The following is a 16,583-nucleotide window of genomic DNA, read 5'->3' on the forward strand; positions in this document are numbered from 1 at the left end:
CCAGAGGCTAATCGCGAAGGGCAAAGCCAGCAAGGCTGCGCTTGGAGCGGTGATGCGCAAGCTGGTTCATCAGTGCTTCGGGGTGCTGAAAACGCGGATGAAGTGGGATGAAAATTACGCAGCTACCGCTTGACGTTCAAGACGGTAGCTACGATTGGGTGCGGTTTGTAGCGGCGCGATTTATCGCGCGGTTTTTCTCATCCTACCGACAATCGACGATCAGACGTCCACGCACTTCACCCGCCAGCAGCTGTTCTGCTCCTTCACGCGCCGCACTCAGCGGGATCACGCGGGTGAGTTTTTGTAGTTGCTCCCCATCAACCAAATCTGCCAGACGTTGCCACGCCTGCTGGCGCAGCGGCAGTGGGCACATTACGCTATCTACGCCCGCCAGAATCACGCCGCGCAGAATAAAGGGAGCGACGCTGGTAGGCAGATCCAGACCTTGCGCCATACCGCAGGCAGCGACCACGCCATCACGTTTGATGCCCGCCAGCACGTTACTGAGCGTATGACTGCCGACGCTATCGATAGCGGCGGCCCAGCGCTCTTTCGCCAGCGGTTTGCCGGGTTGACTGAGTTCATTACGATCAATGACCGACGCTGCACCGAGGGTGGTGATCAAATAGTCGCTATCGCTGGCTCGCCCGCTGGAGGCCACTACTTCATAACCGAGACGCGCCAGCAGGCTGACGGCAAAACTGCCGACGCCACCGCTGGCGCCAGTGACCAGCACCGGACCGTGCTGAGGGGTAATTCCTTGTTTTTCCAGCGCCATTACGCACAGCATCGCGGTAAACCCGGCGGTGCCGATTGCCATAGTTTGCAGCGGGCTGAGTGCGGTGGGGACTTTGACCAGCCAGTCACCGGAGACGCTGGCTTTCTGCGCCAGGCCACCCCAATATTTCTCGCCGACGCCCCAGCCGGTCAGCAGTGCGACATCATCCTGCTGCCATTGCGGGTGGCGACTGTTGATCACCCGACCAACAAAATCGATGCCCGGTACCATCGGGAACTGGCGTACGATTGGACCTTTATTGCAGATAGCGAGGGCGTCTTTGTAGTTTAGGGTGGAGTAGCTAACTTCGAGGGTGACATCCTGATCCGGTAGTTGTTTTTCTTCCAGATCTTTCAGGGTAGTGCGGTATCCCTGTTCGTCATTATCAATGACCAGTGCCTTAAACATGCAGCCTCCGGCTGGTTGAGGAAAGTGGGGTCATGGTACTCCTCAAATCAGGATGCTTCTAGTGAGCCAAATCAACTGCACTTCATTCGTTGCTACCCTGCGAAACATCGATGACATTCCTGAATATTTCCTGAAGGCGCTCTGAAACTCTTAAATCGCTGTGATAATTTTACCTGGTGTATTTCAGTGGGTTATACCCGTTGTTAATGTCCGTGCACTTTATATCGGACTGGCAGGTGTTACGTTTATGAGTGTTATCCCGGCCCCGCATGATGCACTGTTCAAAAGGTTTCTTAGCCACCCGCCGATCGCCAGGCAGTTCCTGGAAATCCATCTTCCGTTAACCATACGTCAGCACTGCGATCTGGACACTTTGCAACTGGTTACCACTACCTTTATCGAAAGGGATCTACGCGCGTTATATTCCGATGTGCTGCTTTCGATGAAGACTGACTGTGGTGAAGGGTATATTTATGCCTTGATTGAGCACCAAAGCTCCCCAGATAAAAATATGACCCTACGCATGATGCGCTATGCCATTGCCGCCATGCAACGCCATCTTGATGAGGGGCATGCTGAATTGCCGATTGTTGTACCGATGTTGTTTTATCAGGGAAAAACCAGCCCCTATCCATATTCAATGAACTGGCTGGCGTCATTTCGCAATCAGGAGCTGGCTAAGCAGATTTTTTGCCATCCCTTCCCGCTGATTGACGTCACGGTAATCCCGGATGAGGAGATCATGACGCACCGCGCGGTGGCCCGATTGGAGATGGCACATAAAATCATACGACTGCGCGACATGCTGGAAAATATTGACCCGATGGCAACGTTACTATCGGTGGATTACAATGATGATCTCTCTGTCGACGTGATCTTATATCTTTTGCAGCATGGGGATACGGATGACCGGGAAAAACTCGTTGAGATATTGATGCAAACCAAACCTCAACTAAAGGAACAGATTATGACGGTTGAACAACAATGGCGTCTGGAGTCTCGTCTGGAAGGACGACAGGAAGGACGACAGGAAGGACGACAGGAAGGACAGCAAGAAGAGCGCCAGAGATTAACGCAAGAAATGGCACGCCGCATGCTGGCCAAAAAGATGGACCTGGAAACCATTATCGAGGTGACAGGCATCAGTGAAGACGAGTTACAACAACTGCGTGCCTGAATCACGGACTTAACGGTAGCGGCGCGATTAATCGCGCAGTTCCGTGCGCGGTGTCGGAAAAAACTGCACGATAAATCGCGCCGCTACGGGGGGGGAGGCCTCAATCCCGCGCCTTATCCACCGCATCGCGGAAACGATACCAGCCGGTCACCAGCGGTAAAAACCACGGTTTGCCACCATACAGCGGGATCGGTTTAAAGGTGTTGCGCTCAAACGACAGCGGGCGCGGCTCGGTGCCGAGCAGCTTTTGGGCGGCACGATAACCGAGCCAGCTCATCAGCGCGACGCCGTTACCGTTACAGCCAACGGCAAAACGCGCGTTATCCATTTCACCGGCATAAGCGGTTTTATCCCACGTCATCCCTACATATCCGCTCCAGGCATTACTGATGCGATACGGTGCCAGTTCCGGCCAGATCGCCAGCATACGTTGGCGAATACGGATCGCCGCGGTTTTATCGTCGCAATCCATAATGCCGGGACGCGATCCAAACAACAGACGCGTACCGTCCGGCGATGGGCGGGTGTAGATCAGATCGCGACGGCTGTCGGTGATCATGCGGCCGCCGGGGATCAACTTCGCCATCAACTCAGGTGGCAGCGGCTCGGTGGCGATCTGATAACTCTTCACCGGCACAATACGTTTTGCCAGATTCGGCGATGCCTGGGCGTCGGTGTAACCGTTGGTCAGATAAATCACCTGACGTGCGCGCAGCGTGCCACGCTCGGTGTAAATCACTTTGCTACCACCCTCGGTTTCCACGCCAGTCACGCGGGCATGGGAAAACAGTTGCGCGCCCAGTTTACGCGCCAAATCGCGTAATGCCCGGTTGTATTTACCCGGATGTACGCCACCGTACTCGTCCACCAGAATGCCGCCGTGATAAAAATCGGAACCGATGATTGGTGCCTGAGTTGCGCGATCGATCTTATGCACCGTGACACCGGTAACGCGATGCAGGATATCGCCCATCTGATACAAACCGGCCAGCTGCTTTTGCGTGTGCGCGCCAAAATAGCGGCCACCGATAAACAGATCCGCGTCCAGTTGCTCCTCGCGCACCAGATCCTGAATAAAGGCAAAGGAGGCGATCGAGTCGGCGATCATGCGCTGGAACAGCTCCGGTGGGATGCCTTTGATTGCGCCACCCACCACCAGTTTCTGCCCGCTGCTGATCATCCCACCGGTACGGGTGCTGCCGCCACTGCCCAGCTCGTTAGCCTCCAGTACCACGACTTTTTTGCCATGACGAGCCAGCTCGATCGCGGCATTCAGCCCGGCAAAACCGGAGCCCACGATCGCGATCTCGGTTTCCGCCGGGAGCGGATCGCGACAGGTTTCCGGCGGTGCGGCTTCCCACCAGTACGGGGTGGTTTTGAAATCTTCAGTAAAAATTGCCTGATCAGACATGATGTCTCTCAACTCCGTTACAACACCTGGCCGAGGAACTCGCGCGTGCGCGCATCCTGCGGATCGTCAAAGAGCTGCGCCGGGGGCGCCATCTCCACAATTTTGCCTTTGTCGGTGAAGCACACCCGGTGCGATACCTCGCGCGCAAAACGCATTTCATGTGTCACCAGCAGACAGGTCAGGCCGTCATCCACCAACTCACGAATGGTGTTCAACACCTCTTTCACCGTTTCCGGGTCCAGCGCGGCGGTGACTTCATCAAACAGGATGATTTCTGGCTGCATTGCCAGCGCGCGGGCAATGGCGACGCGCTGCTGCTGGCCGCCGGAGAGTTCGCCCGGATAGCGTCCCTCTTTTCCTTCCAGCCGCACTTTTTTCAGCAGGCGTAGCGCGCGCTCGTGTACCACTTCACGTTGATGTTTCAGTACCTGCATCGGTGCCATCATCACGTTGTCGAGCACGGTTCGATGCGGGAACAGGTTGTATTGCTGGAACACCATTGCCACCTGGTGGCGCAGCGGGCGCATCGCTTTTTCGCTTTCAATCTCATGCACGCGGTGCTCACCAACACGGATAAAGCCGTCGTCGATCGGCAGCAGGCCATTGATACAACGTAAAATGGTGGATTTCCCTGAGCCGGAAGGCCCGATGATGCATACCGCTTCGCCTTTGGTGACCTCCAGCGAAATGCCTTTCAACACCTCGGTGTTACCGAAAGATTTGTGAATATTGTCCAGCTCGATCAGGGACGGAGTGCGAGCGATCATATGGCATCCCCTTTGGTTTGGTTTTCCAGCCGACGTGCCAGCAGGGCAATCGGGTAGCAATAACAGAAGAACATCAGCAGCACGGTGACGTAGAAGTAGACCAGCGAGCCTTCACTTTCAGTTGCCAGCGTGGTGCGCAGCAACGTCACCACCTCCTGTACGCCGGTCACGGTTGCCAGCGCGGTGGAGATGGCCAGCAGCGCATACAGATTCATCCAGCCAGGAATGATGCGGCGCAGCGCCTGCGGCAGGATCACGATGCGATAGATTTGCCACTGACTGTAGCCAAGCGAACGTGCTGATTCCCACTGACCGCTATGCACCGAGTTCACCGCACCGCGAATCACTTCGGCGAAGTTGGCGGCAGTGGGCAGGCTCAGGCCAACAATCGCTTTAAACAGCGGCGACAGCGTAAACTGGAAGCCCAGCCATTCAACGCGGTATGGCAGCAGATACAACATCGAAAACAGCAGCACCAGCCACGGGGCGTTGCGCAGGAAGTTCATCACGGCGCGTGCCGGAATGCTTAACCAGCGGCGTTTCGCCAGCATCATCAAACCGAGAAACAGTCCGAGCACCGTCGCAATCGCCATGCTGGCAATGCCGATAAAGATGTTGAGGATAAAACCGCCGTTGAGCGGCCAACCGTGCATAGAACCGGTCAGCAGCAGCGGCAGTTTTTCCCACACCTGACGCCACTCACCGCCACGATCGGTCACCATGCTGAACAGCAGGATCAACAGACCAATAAACAGAAAGGCGTGACGCGTCTGCTTTTTACGTTTCAGGTACAGAACATCGCTCATGGATCAGGCTCCATAACCAGGATAGGCGAGGGCGCGCTGCACCCAGCCAATCAACCACACCACCAGGCTAACCAGTACCACGTAGATCACCAGGATCAGCAGCATCACTTCCAGCGTGCGGAAGGTATCGTTGTAGATTTGCCCGGCGGCATACATCAGCTCCGGGACGGTGATCACCGATGCCTGCGAGGTGGTTTTGAACAGGTTGGTCAGCACGTTGGTGAGCGGTGGCAGGCAGATGCGGGAGGCAATCGGTACCTGCACATGACGGAACAATCCCCAGCGCGTGTAACCCAGCGAGCGCGCCGCTTCCAGCGTGGCCTTCGGCACTGCATCGAAGCCGGACCGAAAGGCTTCGATGCACAACGCGCCACCGAACAGGCTGAGCGACACGGTGGCTGACATAAAGGCGCTAATCAGCGGCACCTGTAAGCCGGTCACCGGGTCCTCCGTGGTGAAACCAATCTGCGTTAGCGTGAAATAGAAGAACAACATTTGCAGCAGTGGCGGCGTGTTGCGAAACAGCTCGACGAACAGCTCGATACTGGCATCCAGCCACGCGAGACGGAACGTCAGGCAGAAGGCACCCAACAGGCCGATAACAATGGCGAACGCTGATGAGAGCGCCGCCAGTTCCAGCGTTTGCAGCACGCCCTGAAGCAGCCATTGCTGATACGTGGGGTCGAGCAGCCAGGAGAAATCGAGTCCGAACATATTTCGCTCCTGACGGCTTATTTGGCCGCAGCGCGCGCCGCTTCCGCACGTTTGGCGATATACGGCGACGGTGGCATATCAAACTCTTTTTCCCAGCCAATCAGCTTGTCTTCGCCTTCTGCTTTAACAATCGCTTTATCGACGGCGGCGCGGAAGGCATCGTCACCTTTACGCAGGCCACCGGCCATCGGCAGGTATTCATAGGGTTTCACCGCGATTTTGTAGTCGCTCCAGCCCGGTTCTTTCAGCTTGTTTTGCAGCGACATGTCATCAAACACCATCGCCACACAGCGATTGTCCTGCAACGCGCGATAGGCTTCCGGCAGCGCAGTGAAGTTCACCAGTTGCAGGCCATATTTTTCGGTCACGGTTTTATTGAAGTAAGACCCCTGGATACCGCAGATTTTCTGGCCTTTTAACTGCTCCCACTGGGTAAATTTCACCTCTTTGCGCGCCAGGATCGACGGGCCAGCGGCGGAGACGTATTCATCGGTAAAATCGATCTGTTTGGCACGATCCGGCGTGACGCCGAGGGTTGCCATGATGATGTCGATCTGCCCGGAGTTGAGGAATTGCATTCGGTTGGAGGCGTTTACCGGCACCAGTTTGATTTTGTCTGGTGAGCCGAGCAGTTCGTTGGCGATATAGCGCGCCAGGCTGATCTCGAAACCGACGGTGTTGCCGTTGTTGTCCATGTAGCCGTAAGGCGGGTAGTCATTCTTCACCCCGACCGTTAACACGCCGCGGGCCTTGATGTCGGACAGGGTGTCCGCGTGGGTGATTACCGGGGCAGCCAACAGCAACATCGAGGCAGCCAGAATACGCATGCGATGGTTTTTCATAGATATTTCCTCTGTCGGGGTGAATCTGCAGGTGTTGTAAATTTTGTTCTGTGAGCGACTTTTTTTGTTGAAACGCGTTGCTCACTTGTCAACCGAATATGAAATCTGCTAGAAAATTAGTCAACAAAAAACCATATATTGAAATCTTATGATTTAAAGTTTCACAATGTGGAACTTTAGCGGTGAGGCCGATGAGCGAAAATTCGGGGAAAAATGGGGTACAACTGCTGGATCGTGCGGTGATGTTGCTCGATCTGGTCGCCGATGCGGGCAGTGAAGGGGCGACGTTAAAAGCGCTGTGCGAGCTTTCGGGTCTGAATAAAGTCACCTGCCACCGCATTCTCAATTCGCTGGTGGAACATCAGTTGTTGCAGAAGGTGCAGAGTGACAAATGTTATCGGCTGGGCACCAAGTTACTGGTGTTCGGTGCCAAAGCGGCGCGCGGGCCTGGCCTGCGTCGCCAGTTCCAGCCTGCGCTGGAGCGGTTACGGCAGCAGACCGGTGAGACGGCGATGCTGATGGCGCGCGACCGTGATGATTCGGTGTGCATTGACCGTTACGACAGCGAATACCAGATGCAGACGCTGACCGGTTCGGTGGGCGGTGCGGTGCCGTTGGGCCTTGGGCCTGGCAGTCTGGCGATCCTGGCGTTTCTGGAGGAGGAGCAGCGGCAGGCGATTCTGGCGCGTAACCGGGCACGGCTTGATAGCTGGCCGCAACTTACGGAGCAAACCTTGCAGCTCAAGCTGGAGCAGACGCGGCAGCAGGGTTTCGCTATCGATCCGGGGGAGTTAATTCCGGGGATCGCCGGGATCGCCGTGCCGATCATGGTGTCCGGCGCAGGCGTGGTGGGATCGCTGGGGTTGACCTTCCTCTCACCCCGTCTGAACCCCGAGGTGCAGCAGCGTTATGTGGCGTTGTTGAAAGAGGAAGTGGCGGCGATTGCGCCACTGATCAGCCCGCTGGATACGCGGTTGCGGGCATCGTTGTAAACACGCGCGACAAATCGCGCCGCTACAAAATTCTGCACGTTTGGTTGCGGCGCGATTTATCGCGCAAAAAAATTTACCGGGGAGAACCATGAGCAAATCAACACGTAAAGTCGCGTTAATCAGCGGTGCCAGTCGCGGTATCGGGGCGGCGATTGCCGCCAATCTGCTGGCAAACGGTTGGGCGGTGAGCCTGGGCTGCCGGTCACCAGAGGATGTGCTGGTTAGCGATAGCGAAAATCAGTTGGTATGTCGTTTTGATGCGTTTGATGCCGCCACGGAACAGGCGTGGGTCGATGCCACCCTCGCGAAGTTCGGTCGCATTGATGCGGTGGTACATAACGCCGGCATGATGCTGCCGCTGTCGATCCTGGAAGCCACTGACGACGAGTTCGATCGTACCTTTGACGTTAACGTGAAATCACCGATGCGGTTGAGCCGTCTGACATGGCCCCATTTGCAGGCCAGCGGTGCCGGGCGCATCGTAATGCTGGTGTCGCTTTCCGGAAAACGCGTCAAAGCCGAACGCTCCAGCCTGTATGCCATGAGCAAGTATGCCGCGCTGGCGCTGGCCCACGGGCTGCGCAAAATCGGTGATGCCGATGGCATTCGCTGTACCGCCATCTGCCCCGGCTTTGTCGCCACTGATATGGGAACGGCATTGACCGAGGTGCCCGCAGAAAAAATGACGCAGCCGGAAGATCTGGCGCACCTGATCCGTACGGTTCTGGAATTACCCACCACCACCAGCATCGCCGAAATTCCGGTGAACTGGACGGTGGAAGATAACTATTGATGCCCTTTTACCTGACGAGGAAATAATCATGGGTCCCAGCGTTGATGCAGTTCCCTCTTCGGAAACCTTTCCGACGAGCGCCGATGTGGTGGTGATTGGTGGCGGGATTATCGGCGTGGCGACCGCGTTGTCGCTGGTGCAGCGCGGTGTCAGAACCGTGCTGTTGGAGAAGGGCACGGTGGCGGCAGAGCAGTCGAGCCGTAACTGGGGCTGGTGTCGTCGTACCGGGCGTGACCTGCGCGAGCTGCCGCTGATCAACCTCAGCATGCAGTTGTGGGAGGGGATGAATGTGCGTGTAAACCGCGAAACCGGTTTTCGTCGCAATGGCATCGTTTATGCCTCACGCACCGAACAGCAGCGTGAGCGCCATCAGCGCTGGGTCAATGAAGCGCAACATTACGGTATTCACAGCGAGATGCTGACGCCGCAACAGCTGAGTCAGCATCTGCCGCAGCTACAGGGCAGCTATCCCGGTGGGTTATATACCGCGCTGGACGGGCGCGCCGAACCGCAGAAAGCGGCTCCGGCGATGGTTGCTGCTGCGATGGAGCAGGGACTGAATCTGCAACAGCATTGCGCGGTTCGTACCATTGAACGTACCAATGGGCGAGTGAGCGAAGTGGTCACCGAGCACGGTGCCATTCGTTGTCAGCAAGTGGTGGTGGCGGGGGGAGCCTGGTCACGCCTGTTGTTGCAAGGGCTGGGCGTGACGTTGCCGCAATTGAAAGTGCTGTCTACGGTGCTACGAACCCGTCCGGTGGATTTCGATCCCGGTGCCTGCGCCAGCTTCGGCAGTGTTGCGCTGCGTAAACGGCTGGATGGTGGCCTGACGGTCGCCAGTTCGGCCACCAATACCGCCGATATCACGCTGGATTCGTTACGTTTTAGCCCACGCTTTATGCCTGCCTTTTGGGTGGAACGTAAATCGTTGCAGTTGCGTCTCGGTAAGCGTTTTGTCGATGAAGCGCTGCGCTGGAAGCCCGGTCAGGCAGATAAACGATCGATCTATGAAGTGCTGCGCGTGCTCGATCCGGTGATTAATCCGTTGATCGTACAGCGCATGCGTCAAAACCTGGCAGAGTTGCTGCCACCGCTACGCGATCTGCCGGTGGCGCAGAGCTGGGGCGGGTTGATTGATACCATGCCGGATGCCATTCCGGTGATCTCCGGGGTTGATCAGGTAGCCGGGTTGTATCTGGCGACCGGTTTTTCTGGTCACGGATTTGGTATCGCGCCCGGAGCCGGTCAGCTGATGGCGGATCTGGTGCTGAACAGCACGCCGTCGGTGGATGCCCAGCCGTTCCGCTTTAGCCGGTTTAGCGATGGTGAAAAGATTCGCGCGCAGCATTGGTTGTAATGCTTTGTTATCAATATCCGCGCCTTGCATAAATTTGCATAAGGTGCGGATAATTAAGCACTTTTAATTTTATCGGTTGATAAAAAACATTTTTTATCAATAAGTTATCGCTATGCGGAAATTGCGGGTAGCGGGTTGTTCCGGCAAAAAAAAGATGACATTATTGCGCCCCTGATAGTTATCAACCCCCTTAATCACTGAGGACGCCGCTATGGTCGGTACAATGCGCATCTGCACTTGTTCCCGTTCGCTTCGCTGCAAGCGTTCCTCCGTCATCTGTTGTTCGCATTTCTCGCTCACCATGCGGTGAGGCCAGCCACGCGCTCACTGTTGGACATGAGTAAAGACAGACATTTTCTGACTTTACTGATGTCTATCGGTTGCGGCTGTGATCTCTTTTTGCACCGATCCGTCTGACGTTATTCGCCGGGGAATCTTCCTCATTGCTGTGCCACTGGCACCCACTCATCCTTGACCTCTGGGGATTTGTGTTATGACACCACTGAAAATTGCTGCCAGCGCTGCTGTAGCGCCAAACCTGAGCCTGAACACCATGCGCGACGTGGTGACGCTGGACAATACTGACTTTACCGACGTGGCGGCTGTTGTCGTCTCTTTGGCAGATACGCGGAGTGGCGTGTTGGCGCTGTTGCGCCATACCGGCTTCAATCTGCCGGTGTTCGTTGCCAATGCCTTTGACGAAGAGGTGCTGCGACTGCCGGGCGTCGTTGCCGAGATCAACGGCGCACCGGAAGAGTGGGACGCGTTGGAAGAAGCGGCGCAAGCTTATGAAGCGGAACTGCTGCCACCGTTCTTTGACACCCTGACACGCTATGTTGATATGCAAAACAGCACCTTTGCCTGTCCGGGGCATCAGGGCGGCGCCTTCTTCAAAAAACATCCGGCTGGTCGTCAATTCTATGAATTCTATGGCGAAAACGTCTTCCGTTCCGATATGTGCAACGCGGATGTCAAACTGGGCGACTTGCTGATCCACGAAGGCTCAGCCAAAGACGCGCAGAAATATGCGGCCAAAGTCTTCAATGCCGATAAAACCTATTTCGTGTTGAACGGCACTTCCAGCGCCAACAAAGTGGTGACCAACGCGCTGCTGACGCGTGGCGATCTGGTGCTGTTTGACCGTAACAACCATAAATCCAACCATCATGGCGCGTTGATTCAGGCCGGTGCCACGCCGGTATATCTTGAAGCGGCGCGCAACCCGTTTGGCTTTATTGGCGGTATTGATGCGCACTGCTTTGACGAAGCATATCTGCGCGAGCAGGTAAAGAAAGTCGCGCCGAAGCGTGCCAAAGAGCAACGTCCGTTCCGTCTGGCGATTATCCAGCTCGGCACCTACGACGGCACGGTGTACAACGCACGCCAGGTGGTGGACCGCATTGGCCATCTGTGTGATTACATCCTGTTTGATTCGGCCTGGCTGGGTTACGAGCAATTTATCCCGCTGATGGAAGGCTGCTCACCATTGACGCTGGAGTTGAACGAGAACGATCCGGGAATTTTCGTCACCCAGTCGGTGCATAAGCAACTGGCCGGTTTCTCGCAAACCTCGCAAATTCACAAGAAAGATAACCATCTGCGTGGGCAGAAACGTTTTTGTCCCCACAAGCGCCTGAACAATGCCTTTATGCTGCACGCCTCAACCAGCCCGTTCTACCCGTTATTCGCCGCGCTGGATATCAACGCGCGTATGCATCAGGGCGAGGCGGGTCGCAGCATGTGGCACGAGTGCGTCACGCTGGGCATTGATGCACGTAAAGCGATTCTGGAACGCTGTGAGATGATCCTGCCATTCCTGCCGGAGCAGGTGCACGGTAAACCGTGGCAGGCAGCGGAAACGGAGGCTATCGCCGCCGATCCGGCTTACTTCAGCTTTGAACCAGGCGCGAAATGGCACGGATTTTCCGGATATGCCAGCGAGCAATATCTGGTGGACCCCTGCAAACTGTTGCTGACCACGCCGGGCATTGATGCCGCCAGCGGGGAATACACCGAGTTCGGCATTCCGGCCACCATTCTGGCGAACTACCTGCGTGAAAACGGCATCGTGCCGGAAAAATGCGACCTCAACTCGATTCTTTTCCTGCTGACGCCAGCGGAAAGCGCTGAGAAGATGGCGCATCTGGTCGCGATGCTGGAGCAGTTTGAGCAGCACGTTAAAGAAGATGCGCTGCTGGCGGAGGTACTCCCGAGCGTGTATCGCAAAAATATGGCGCGTTATCAGGGCTATACCCTGCGTCGTCTGTGCCAGGAAATGCATGATTTGTATGTCAGCTATGGCGTGAAAGATCTGCAAAAAGCCATGTTCCGCGAAGCCTGCTTCCCGCCGGTTAAGGTGAACCCGCAGGATGCGCATCAGGCATATATTCGCGGCGACGTTGAGTTAGTGCCGATTGCCAAAGCGGAAGGACGTATCGCCGCTGAGGGCGCGTTGCCTTATCCTCCTGGCGTGCTGTGCGTGGTGCCGGGCGAAGTATGGGGTGGGGCGGTGCAGCGCTATTTCCTCGCACTGGAAGAAGGTATTAACCTGCTGCCGGGATTCTCACCGGAGTTGCAGGGGGTTTACACCGAAGAGGATGACAGCGGGCGTAAGCATTTAGTGGCTAATATGATGGTTTGATTGTGCTGGCTGTTGCCCTCATCCCGGCCTTCTCCCGCAAGCGGGAGAAGGAGATGTGCAATATGCTGAATCTTCGCCCTCTGCCGTAAGCGGGAGAAGTCTGCCCGATCTGCTCCCTCTCCCGTCTTGCGGGAGAGGGTTGGGGTGAGGGAACTGACCGCACTTAATAACGGTGATAACTGCGCTGGGCGCTGTTCACCTTGTACAGATAACGACGTGATTCCGCTGATGGATGGTTGGTGGTGAGCGTCTGATATACCTGCCCCGGCGACATACCATTAATCATCGCAAACGCGCGATCTTTATCGCTGGAGAACACCCGCAACACGCTGCCCGCGCCGCCATTATAAGCGGTAATCACTGCATAACGCCGTGAAACCGGGTCCTGGATTCCACCCAGATAGGTGTTCTGCAACAACGACAGATAGGCCGTACCGGCATCAATGTTGTTCTCCGGATCAAGCAGATAACTACGGCTGGGTTTACCCCATTTGCCCTTCATGCGGAACACATCAACCCCGGCGGTATGTTGTACCACCTGCATCAGTCCCAGCGCATCAGAATTACTCACCGCATAGGGGTTGAAGCTCGATTCGGTCTGCATAATTGCCAGAATCAACGACGCATCCACGCCATACTCTTCTGCGGCTTTGCGTACCATTGGCAGGTACTTGTGCGCACGCTTGTCGAGATGGTTCGGCACCATCGGGATGGTCACCGACCAGATAACATGCAAGCCAGAGGTGCGTTTTTGCAGTTTGTTCTGAATCAGGTAGTCAGCAAAGTTACCAGCACGGCCCTGCCAGCGAATGGCCTGGCCGGTGTTGTCCAGCACCTGGCCGTACAGCATCGGCTCTTTACTGATCTGAATATCGTTGGCATCTGAATAGAGATCCACATTACCCGGTTCATCACCCATCAACAGCGTGGTGATGATCGCCTGACGCAGGCTCGCCATCGGATCGGTGCCGGAAATGGTTTCAATGGTAATGCTACCGCTATCAAAGTTGATATGGCTGCGGGTGTAATAGTTGTCGCTATATTTGACGTAATCTTTGGGGCCTGCGATCAGAACCTCATTGATTCCCCAAATATTTTCAATGTTATGGGCGAACTGCCCCATCAGAATGTCGAAACCGTTGGTGTCCTTAACCCACTCTTCGTGATATTGCCCTTGTTTGTGTCCGGAGCAGGAAACCAAAAGCGGTGCGATTGCCAGCAGGGCGATCAATTTTTTATTCATTGTTAATGCAAGCCTGACCTGAAAAGGGCCTCAAGGTGAGGCCCAGAAAGTTTATTTTTCCGGCGGTGTGTAACCTTCAATGTGCACATCTTTGCCTTCAAACAGGAAATTCACCATCTCCTGTTCCAGCACTTTGCGATCGCCTGGGTTCATCATGTTGAGTTTTTTCTCGTTGATCAGCATGGTCTGCTTGGCCATCCATTGCTGCCAGGCCTCTTTGGAGATTTCGTTGTAGATGCGCTTACCCAGCTCGCCAGGATAGAGCTGAAAGTCCTGACCTTCAGCGTCGCGTTGCAGATAAGTACAAAAAATAGTGCGGCTCATTACTCTTCCTCTTCGGTCACTCGCGTATGCAGTGCCAGTTGCTGGGGATGTCGCAGTTCATGCAACAGGCGCTCGACCGGCGCAGCCAGACCCACTGACGGTGGTTGCGCTAAGTTATACCAGAGACCGCCTGCTTCATCCATCAGCGACCCGGACGAAGGCCATGCCAGCCACATAGGCACAATATCCAGATGGAAATGGCTGAAAGTATGGCGAAATGCAGTGAGCTGCTGCGGTCTGGCGTGAACACCACGTTCTGCCAGCCAGTCGGTCATCGCCTGTTCGGTGGTGAATTGCGGGAAGCAGAACAGGCCGCCCCACAGGCCCACGGGGGGGCGTTGTTCCAGCCAGACATCATCACCGTGTTGCATCATCAGAAACCAGCCACTGCGTTCGGGCAGCGTCTGCTTAGGTTTTTTGCCGGGATAGTTGGCCCAACTGGCATTGGCATATGCGACACAGCCGCTGCTAAGCGGGCAAATCTCACACTTCGGACGTGAGCGGGTACACACTAACGCGCCGAGATCCATCATCGCCTGATTAAACTGGCTGACGCCCTGTGCTGGCGTTACTTCTTCGCTCAGTTGCCATAGCCGCTTCTCGACTTCCTTTTTCCCCGGCCAGCCTGCTACAGCGTAGCAGCGCGCCAGCACGCGTTTAACGTTGCCATCGAGGATGGGGAAGTGCAGTCCCAGCGACAGCGACAATATCGCCCCCGCGGTTGAGCGGCCAACACCCGGTAACGCGGCCACGTCATCAAAGTTACGCGGGAACTCACCAGCGTGCTTATCCACCACCTGCTTTGCCGCTTTGTGCAGGTTACGCGCACGGGCGTAATAGCCCAGACCGGTCCACAGATGCAGCACCTCATCCAGTGGCGCAGCCGCCAGATCGGCAACCGTGGGGAAGCGCGCCATAAAGCGTTCAAAATAGGGAATGACGGTGGCAACCTGGGTCTGCTGCAACATCACTTCGGAGAGCCATACTTTGTAGGGCGTTTTCTCCTGCTGCCAGGGCAGGGTTTTGCGACCAAAGCGCTGATACCAGTCCAGCACCTGTTGCGCGAACTGCGGCGCTTGCATCATAAGAAGGAAATTTTCCGTGGTTACTCTACACTCAGGCAGGAATTCCAGCATAGAGACATCAGGGTGTAAACCGGAAGTTTGCAAAGGCTTGCTTCTGCTATTGAACTTTGCATAATGCGCGTTTCCCTGAACACGCTAATCAACAGGCTTTGACATGATTAATGACGTCATCACCCCAGAATTTGATGAGAACGGGCGGCCATTGCGCCGTATCCGCAGTTTTGTGCGCCGCCAGGGGCGCTTAACCAAAGGGCAGCAGCTGGCACTCGATCAATACTGGCCGGAGATGGGCGTCGAGTATCAGCCGGAACCGCTGGATTTGACCGCGCTGTTCGGCCGCGATGCGCCGCTGGTGCTGGAAATTGGTTTTGGTATGGGAGCCTCGTTAGTGACGATGGCGAAAAATAACCCGCATCAGAACTTCCTCGGCATTGAAGTTCATGCGCCAGGTGTTGGTGCGTGTCTGGGTTCAGCAAAAGAAGCGGGCGTGGAAAACCTGCGCGTGATGTGTCACGACGCCGTTGAAGTGCTGGAGAAGATGATTCCGGATAACTCGTTGCGCATGGTGCAGTTGTTCTTCCCGGACCCCTGGCATAAAGCGCGCCACAACAAACGTCGTATCGTTCAGGTACCGTTTGCTGAGCTGGTCATGCGTAAGCTGAAGTTGGGCGGTGTCTTCCATATGGCGACCGACTGGGAAGCCTACGCCCAGCACATGCTGGAAGTAATGAGCAGCATTCAGGGTTATCAAAACCTGTCTGCAAGTCATGATTACGTGCCGCGTCCGGAGACGCGTCCGTTAACCAAATTTGAGCAACGCGGGCAGCGACTGGGCCACGGCGTTTGGGATCTGATGTTTGAGAGGGTGAAATAAATGGCCACACAGCGCAGCCGTCGTTTACGTAAAAAATTGCATATTGATGAGTTTCAGGAACTGGGTTTCTCCGTTGCCTGGCGTTTTGCCGAAGGTACCAGCGAGGAGCAAATTGACAGCACGTTGGATGCTTTCATCAATGAAGTGATTGATCCAAATGGTCTGGCTTACGATGGTAGCGGTTACCTGGTCTGGGAAGGGTTGGTGTGCCTGCAACAAACTGGCAAGTGCACCGATGAGCATCGTGAACTGGTTCGCAAATGGTTACAGGATCGTGGCCTGACAGACGTGCAGGTGACTGAACTCTTTGATGTGTGGTGGGACTAAGAATCCTGTAGACGGTACTTATCGGTACACCCCGTAGCGGCGCG

General features: G+C 55.6%; 16 protein-coding genes and 1 pseudogene. 8 read left to right on the plus strand and 9 right to left on the minus strand.

The window, feature by feature from the left end:
- A pseudogene (locus L579_RS24235) lies at window positions 1-133 on the plus strand (IS110 family transposase); the annotation flags it as partial.
- A 69-nt stretch (window positions 134-202) separates the two neighbouring features.
- Here the strand turns inward: L579_RS24235 and L579_RS21075 are convergent.
- Window positions 203-1,186 (minus strand): acrylyl-CoA reductase (NADPH), encoded by a 984-nt coding sequence (locus tag L579_RS21075; protein WP_021186174.1) that lies wholly within the window; start codon window positions 1,184-1,186, stop codon window positions 203-205.
- A gap of 247 nt (window positions 1,187-1,433) precedes the next feature.
- On the opposite strand from L579_RS21075, the gene L579_RS21080 reads away from it, so the two are divergent.
- Window positions 1,434-2,363, plus strand: a complete 930-nt coding sequence (locus L579_RS21080; protein WP_021186175.1) for an Rpn family recombination-promoting nuclease/putative transposase — start codon at window positions 1,434-1,436, stop codon at window positions 2,361-2,363.
- Between the two features lie 100 nt (window positions 2,364-2,463).
- Here the strand turns inward: L579_RS21080 and L579_RS21085 are convergent, their stop codons facing one another.
- The 5 genes from L579_RS21085 to L579_RS21105 are packed head-to-tail and all read right to left on the minus strand — an operon-like array spanning window position 2,464 to window position 6,903.
- A complete protein-coding gene (locus tag L579_RS21085; protein ID WP_021186176.1) occupies window positions 2,464-3,774 on the minus strand; it encodes an NAD(P)/FAD-dependent oxidoreductase in 1,311 nt (436 codons plus the stop codon).
- 17 nt (window positions 3,775-3,791) lie between these two features.
- The gene (locus tag L579_RS21090) at window positions 3,792-4,541 is read right to left on the minus strand and encodes an amino acid ABC transporter ATP-binding protein (RefSeq protein ID WP_021186177.1); all 750 of its coding nucleotides are present in this window, start codon (window positions 4,539-4,541) and stop codon (window positions 3,792-3,794) included.
- On the minus strand, window positions 4,538-5,347 hold the full coding sequence (locus tag L579_RS21095) for an amino acid ABC transporter permease (protein ID WP_021186178.1): 810 nt from the start codon (window positions 5,345-5,347) through the stop codon (window positions 4,538-4,540). The genes L579_RS21090 and L579_RS21095 overlap by 4 nt, the downstream gene beginning before the upstream one ends.
- Window positions 5,348-5,350: 3 nt before the next feature.
- Complete coding sequence (locus L579_RS21100; protein WP_021186179.1) at window positions 5,351-6,061, minus strand: amino acid ABC transporter permease; 711 nt, start codon at window positions 6,059-6,061, stop codon at window positions 5,351-5,353.
- A 17-nt stretch (window positions 6,062-6,078) separates the two neighbouring features.
- Complete coding sequence (locus L579_RS21105) at window positions 6,079-6,903, minus strand: transporter substrate-binding domain-containing protein (RefSeq protein WP_021186180.1); 825 nt, start codon at window positions 6,901-6,903, stop codon at window positions 6,079-6,081.
- A 191-nt stretch (window positions 6,904-7,094) separates the two neighbouring features.
- Here L579_RS21105 and L579_RS21110 point away from each other — a divergent pair, with 191 nt between their 5' ends.
- From L579_RS21110 to L579_RS21130, 4 genes are all read left to right on the plus strand, one after another.
- Window positions 7,095-7,895, plus strand: a complete 801-nt coding sequence (locus L579_RS21110) for an IclR family transcriptional regulator (RefSeq protein WP_021186181.1) — start codon at window positions 7,095-7,097, stop codon at window positions 7,893-7,895.
- Window positions 7,896-7,983: 88 nt separating this feature from the next.
- Window positions 7,984-8,688 carry an SDR family NAD(P)-dependent oxidoreductase gene (locus L579_RS21115; RefSeq protein ID WP_021186182.1) on the plus strand — a complete coding sequence of 235 codons (705 nt, stop codon included), beginning with the start codon at window positions 7,984-7,986 and terminating at the stop codon, window positions 8,686-8,688.
- Between the two features lie 28 nt (window positions 8,689-8,716).
- Entirely contained in the window at window positions 8,717-10,045 is a 1,329-nt protein-coding gene (locus L579_RS21120; RefSeq protein WP_021186183.1) for an NAD(P)/FAD-dependent oxidoreductase, read from the plus strand.
- A 493-nt stretch (window positions 10,046-10,538) separates the two neighbouring features.
- The gene (locus L579_RS21130) at window positions 10,539-12,686 is read left to right on the plus strand and encodes an ornithine decarboxylase (protein ID WP_021186185.1); all 2,148 of its coding nucleotides are present in this window, start codon (window positions 10,539-10,541) and stop codon (window positions 12,684-12,686) included.
- A gap of 163 nt (window positions 12,687-12,849) precedes the next feature.
- Here the strand turns inward: L579_RS21130 and mltC are convergent, their stop codons facing one another.
- Genes mltC through mutY form a run of 3 tightly spaced genes read right to left on the minus strand, consistent with a single transcriptional unit; the run spans window position 12,850 to window position 15,338 of the window.
- Complete coding sequence (gene mltC, locus L579_RS21135; protein ID WP_021186186.1) at window positions 12,850-13,929, minus strand: membrane-bound lytic murein transglycosylase MltC; 1,080 nt, start codon at window positions 13,927-13,929, stop codon at window positions 12,850-12,852.
- Between the two features lie 51 nt (window positions 13,930-13,980).
- Complete coding sequence (locus L579_RS21140; RefSeq protein WP_021186187.1) at window positions 13,981-14,253, minus strand: oxidative damage protection protein; 273 nt, start codon at window positions 14,251-14,253, stop codon at window positions 13,981-13,983.
- A complete protein-coding gene (gene mutY / locus L579_RS21145; protein WP_021186188.1) occupies window positions 14,253-15,338 on the minus strand; it encodes an A/G-specific adenine glycosylase in 1,086 nt (361 codons plus the stop codon). Before mutY ends, L579_RS21140 begins: the two co-directional genes overlap by 1 nt.
- A gap of 154 nt (window positions 15,339-15,492) precedes the next feature.
- On the opposite strand from mutY, the gene trmB reads away from it, so the two are divergent.
- Together trmB and L579_RS21155 are read left to right on the plus strand one after the other, a co-directional pair.
- Window positions 15,493-16,212: a tRNA (guanosine(46)-N7)-methyltransferase TrmB gene (trmB, locus tag L579_RS21150; RefSeq protein WP_021186189.1), complete on the plus strand. Its 720-nt coding sequence runs from the start codon at window positions 15,493-15,495 to the stop codon at window positions 16,210-16,212.
- Complete coding sequence (locus tag L579_RS21155; RefSeq protein ID WP_021186190.1) at window positions 16,213-16,539, plus strand: YggL family protein; 327 nt, start codon at window positions 16,213-16,215, stop codon at window positions 16,537-16,539.
- The last annotated feature ends 44 nt before the right edge of the window (window positions 16,540-16,583 follow it).

Origin of the sequence: Pantoea sp. AS-PWVM4 (assembly GCF_000468095.1) — a bacterium.
Taxonomy (GTDB): Bacteria; Pseudomonadota; Gammaproteobacteria; order Enterobacterales; family Enterobacteriaceae; genus Pantoea; species Pantoea phytobeneficialis.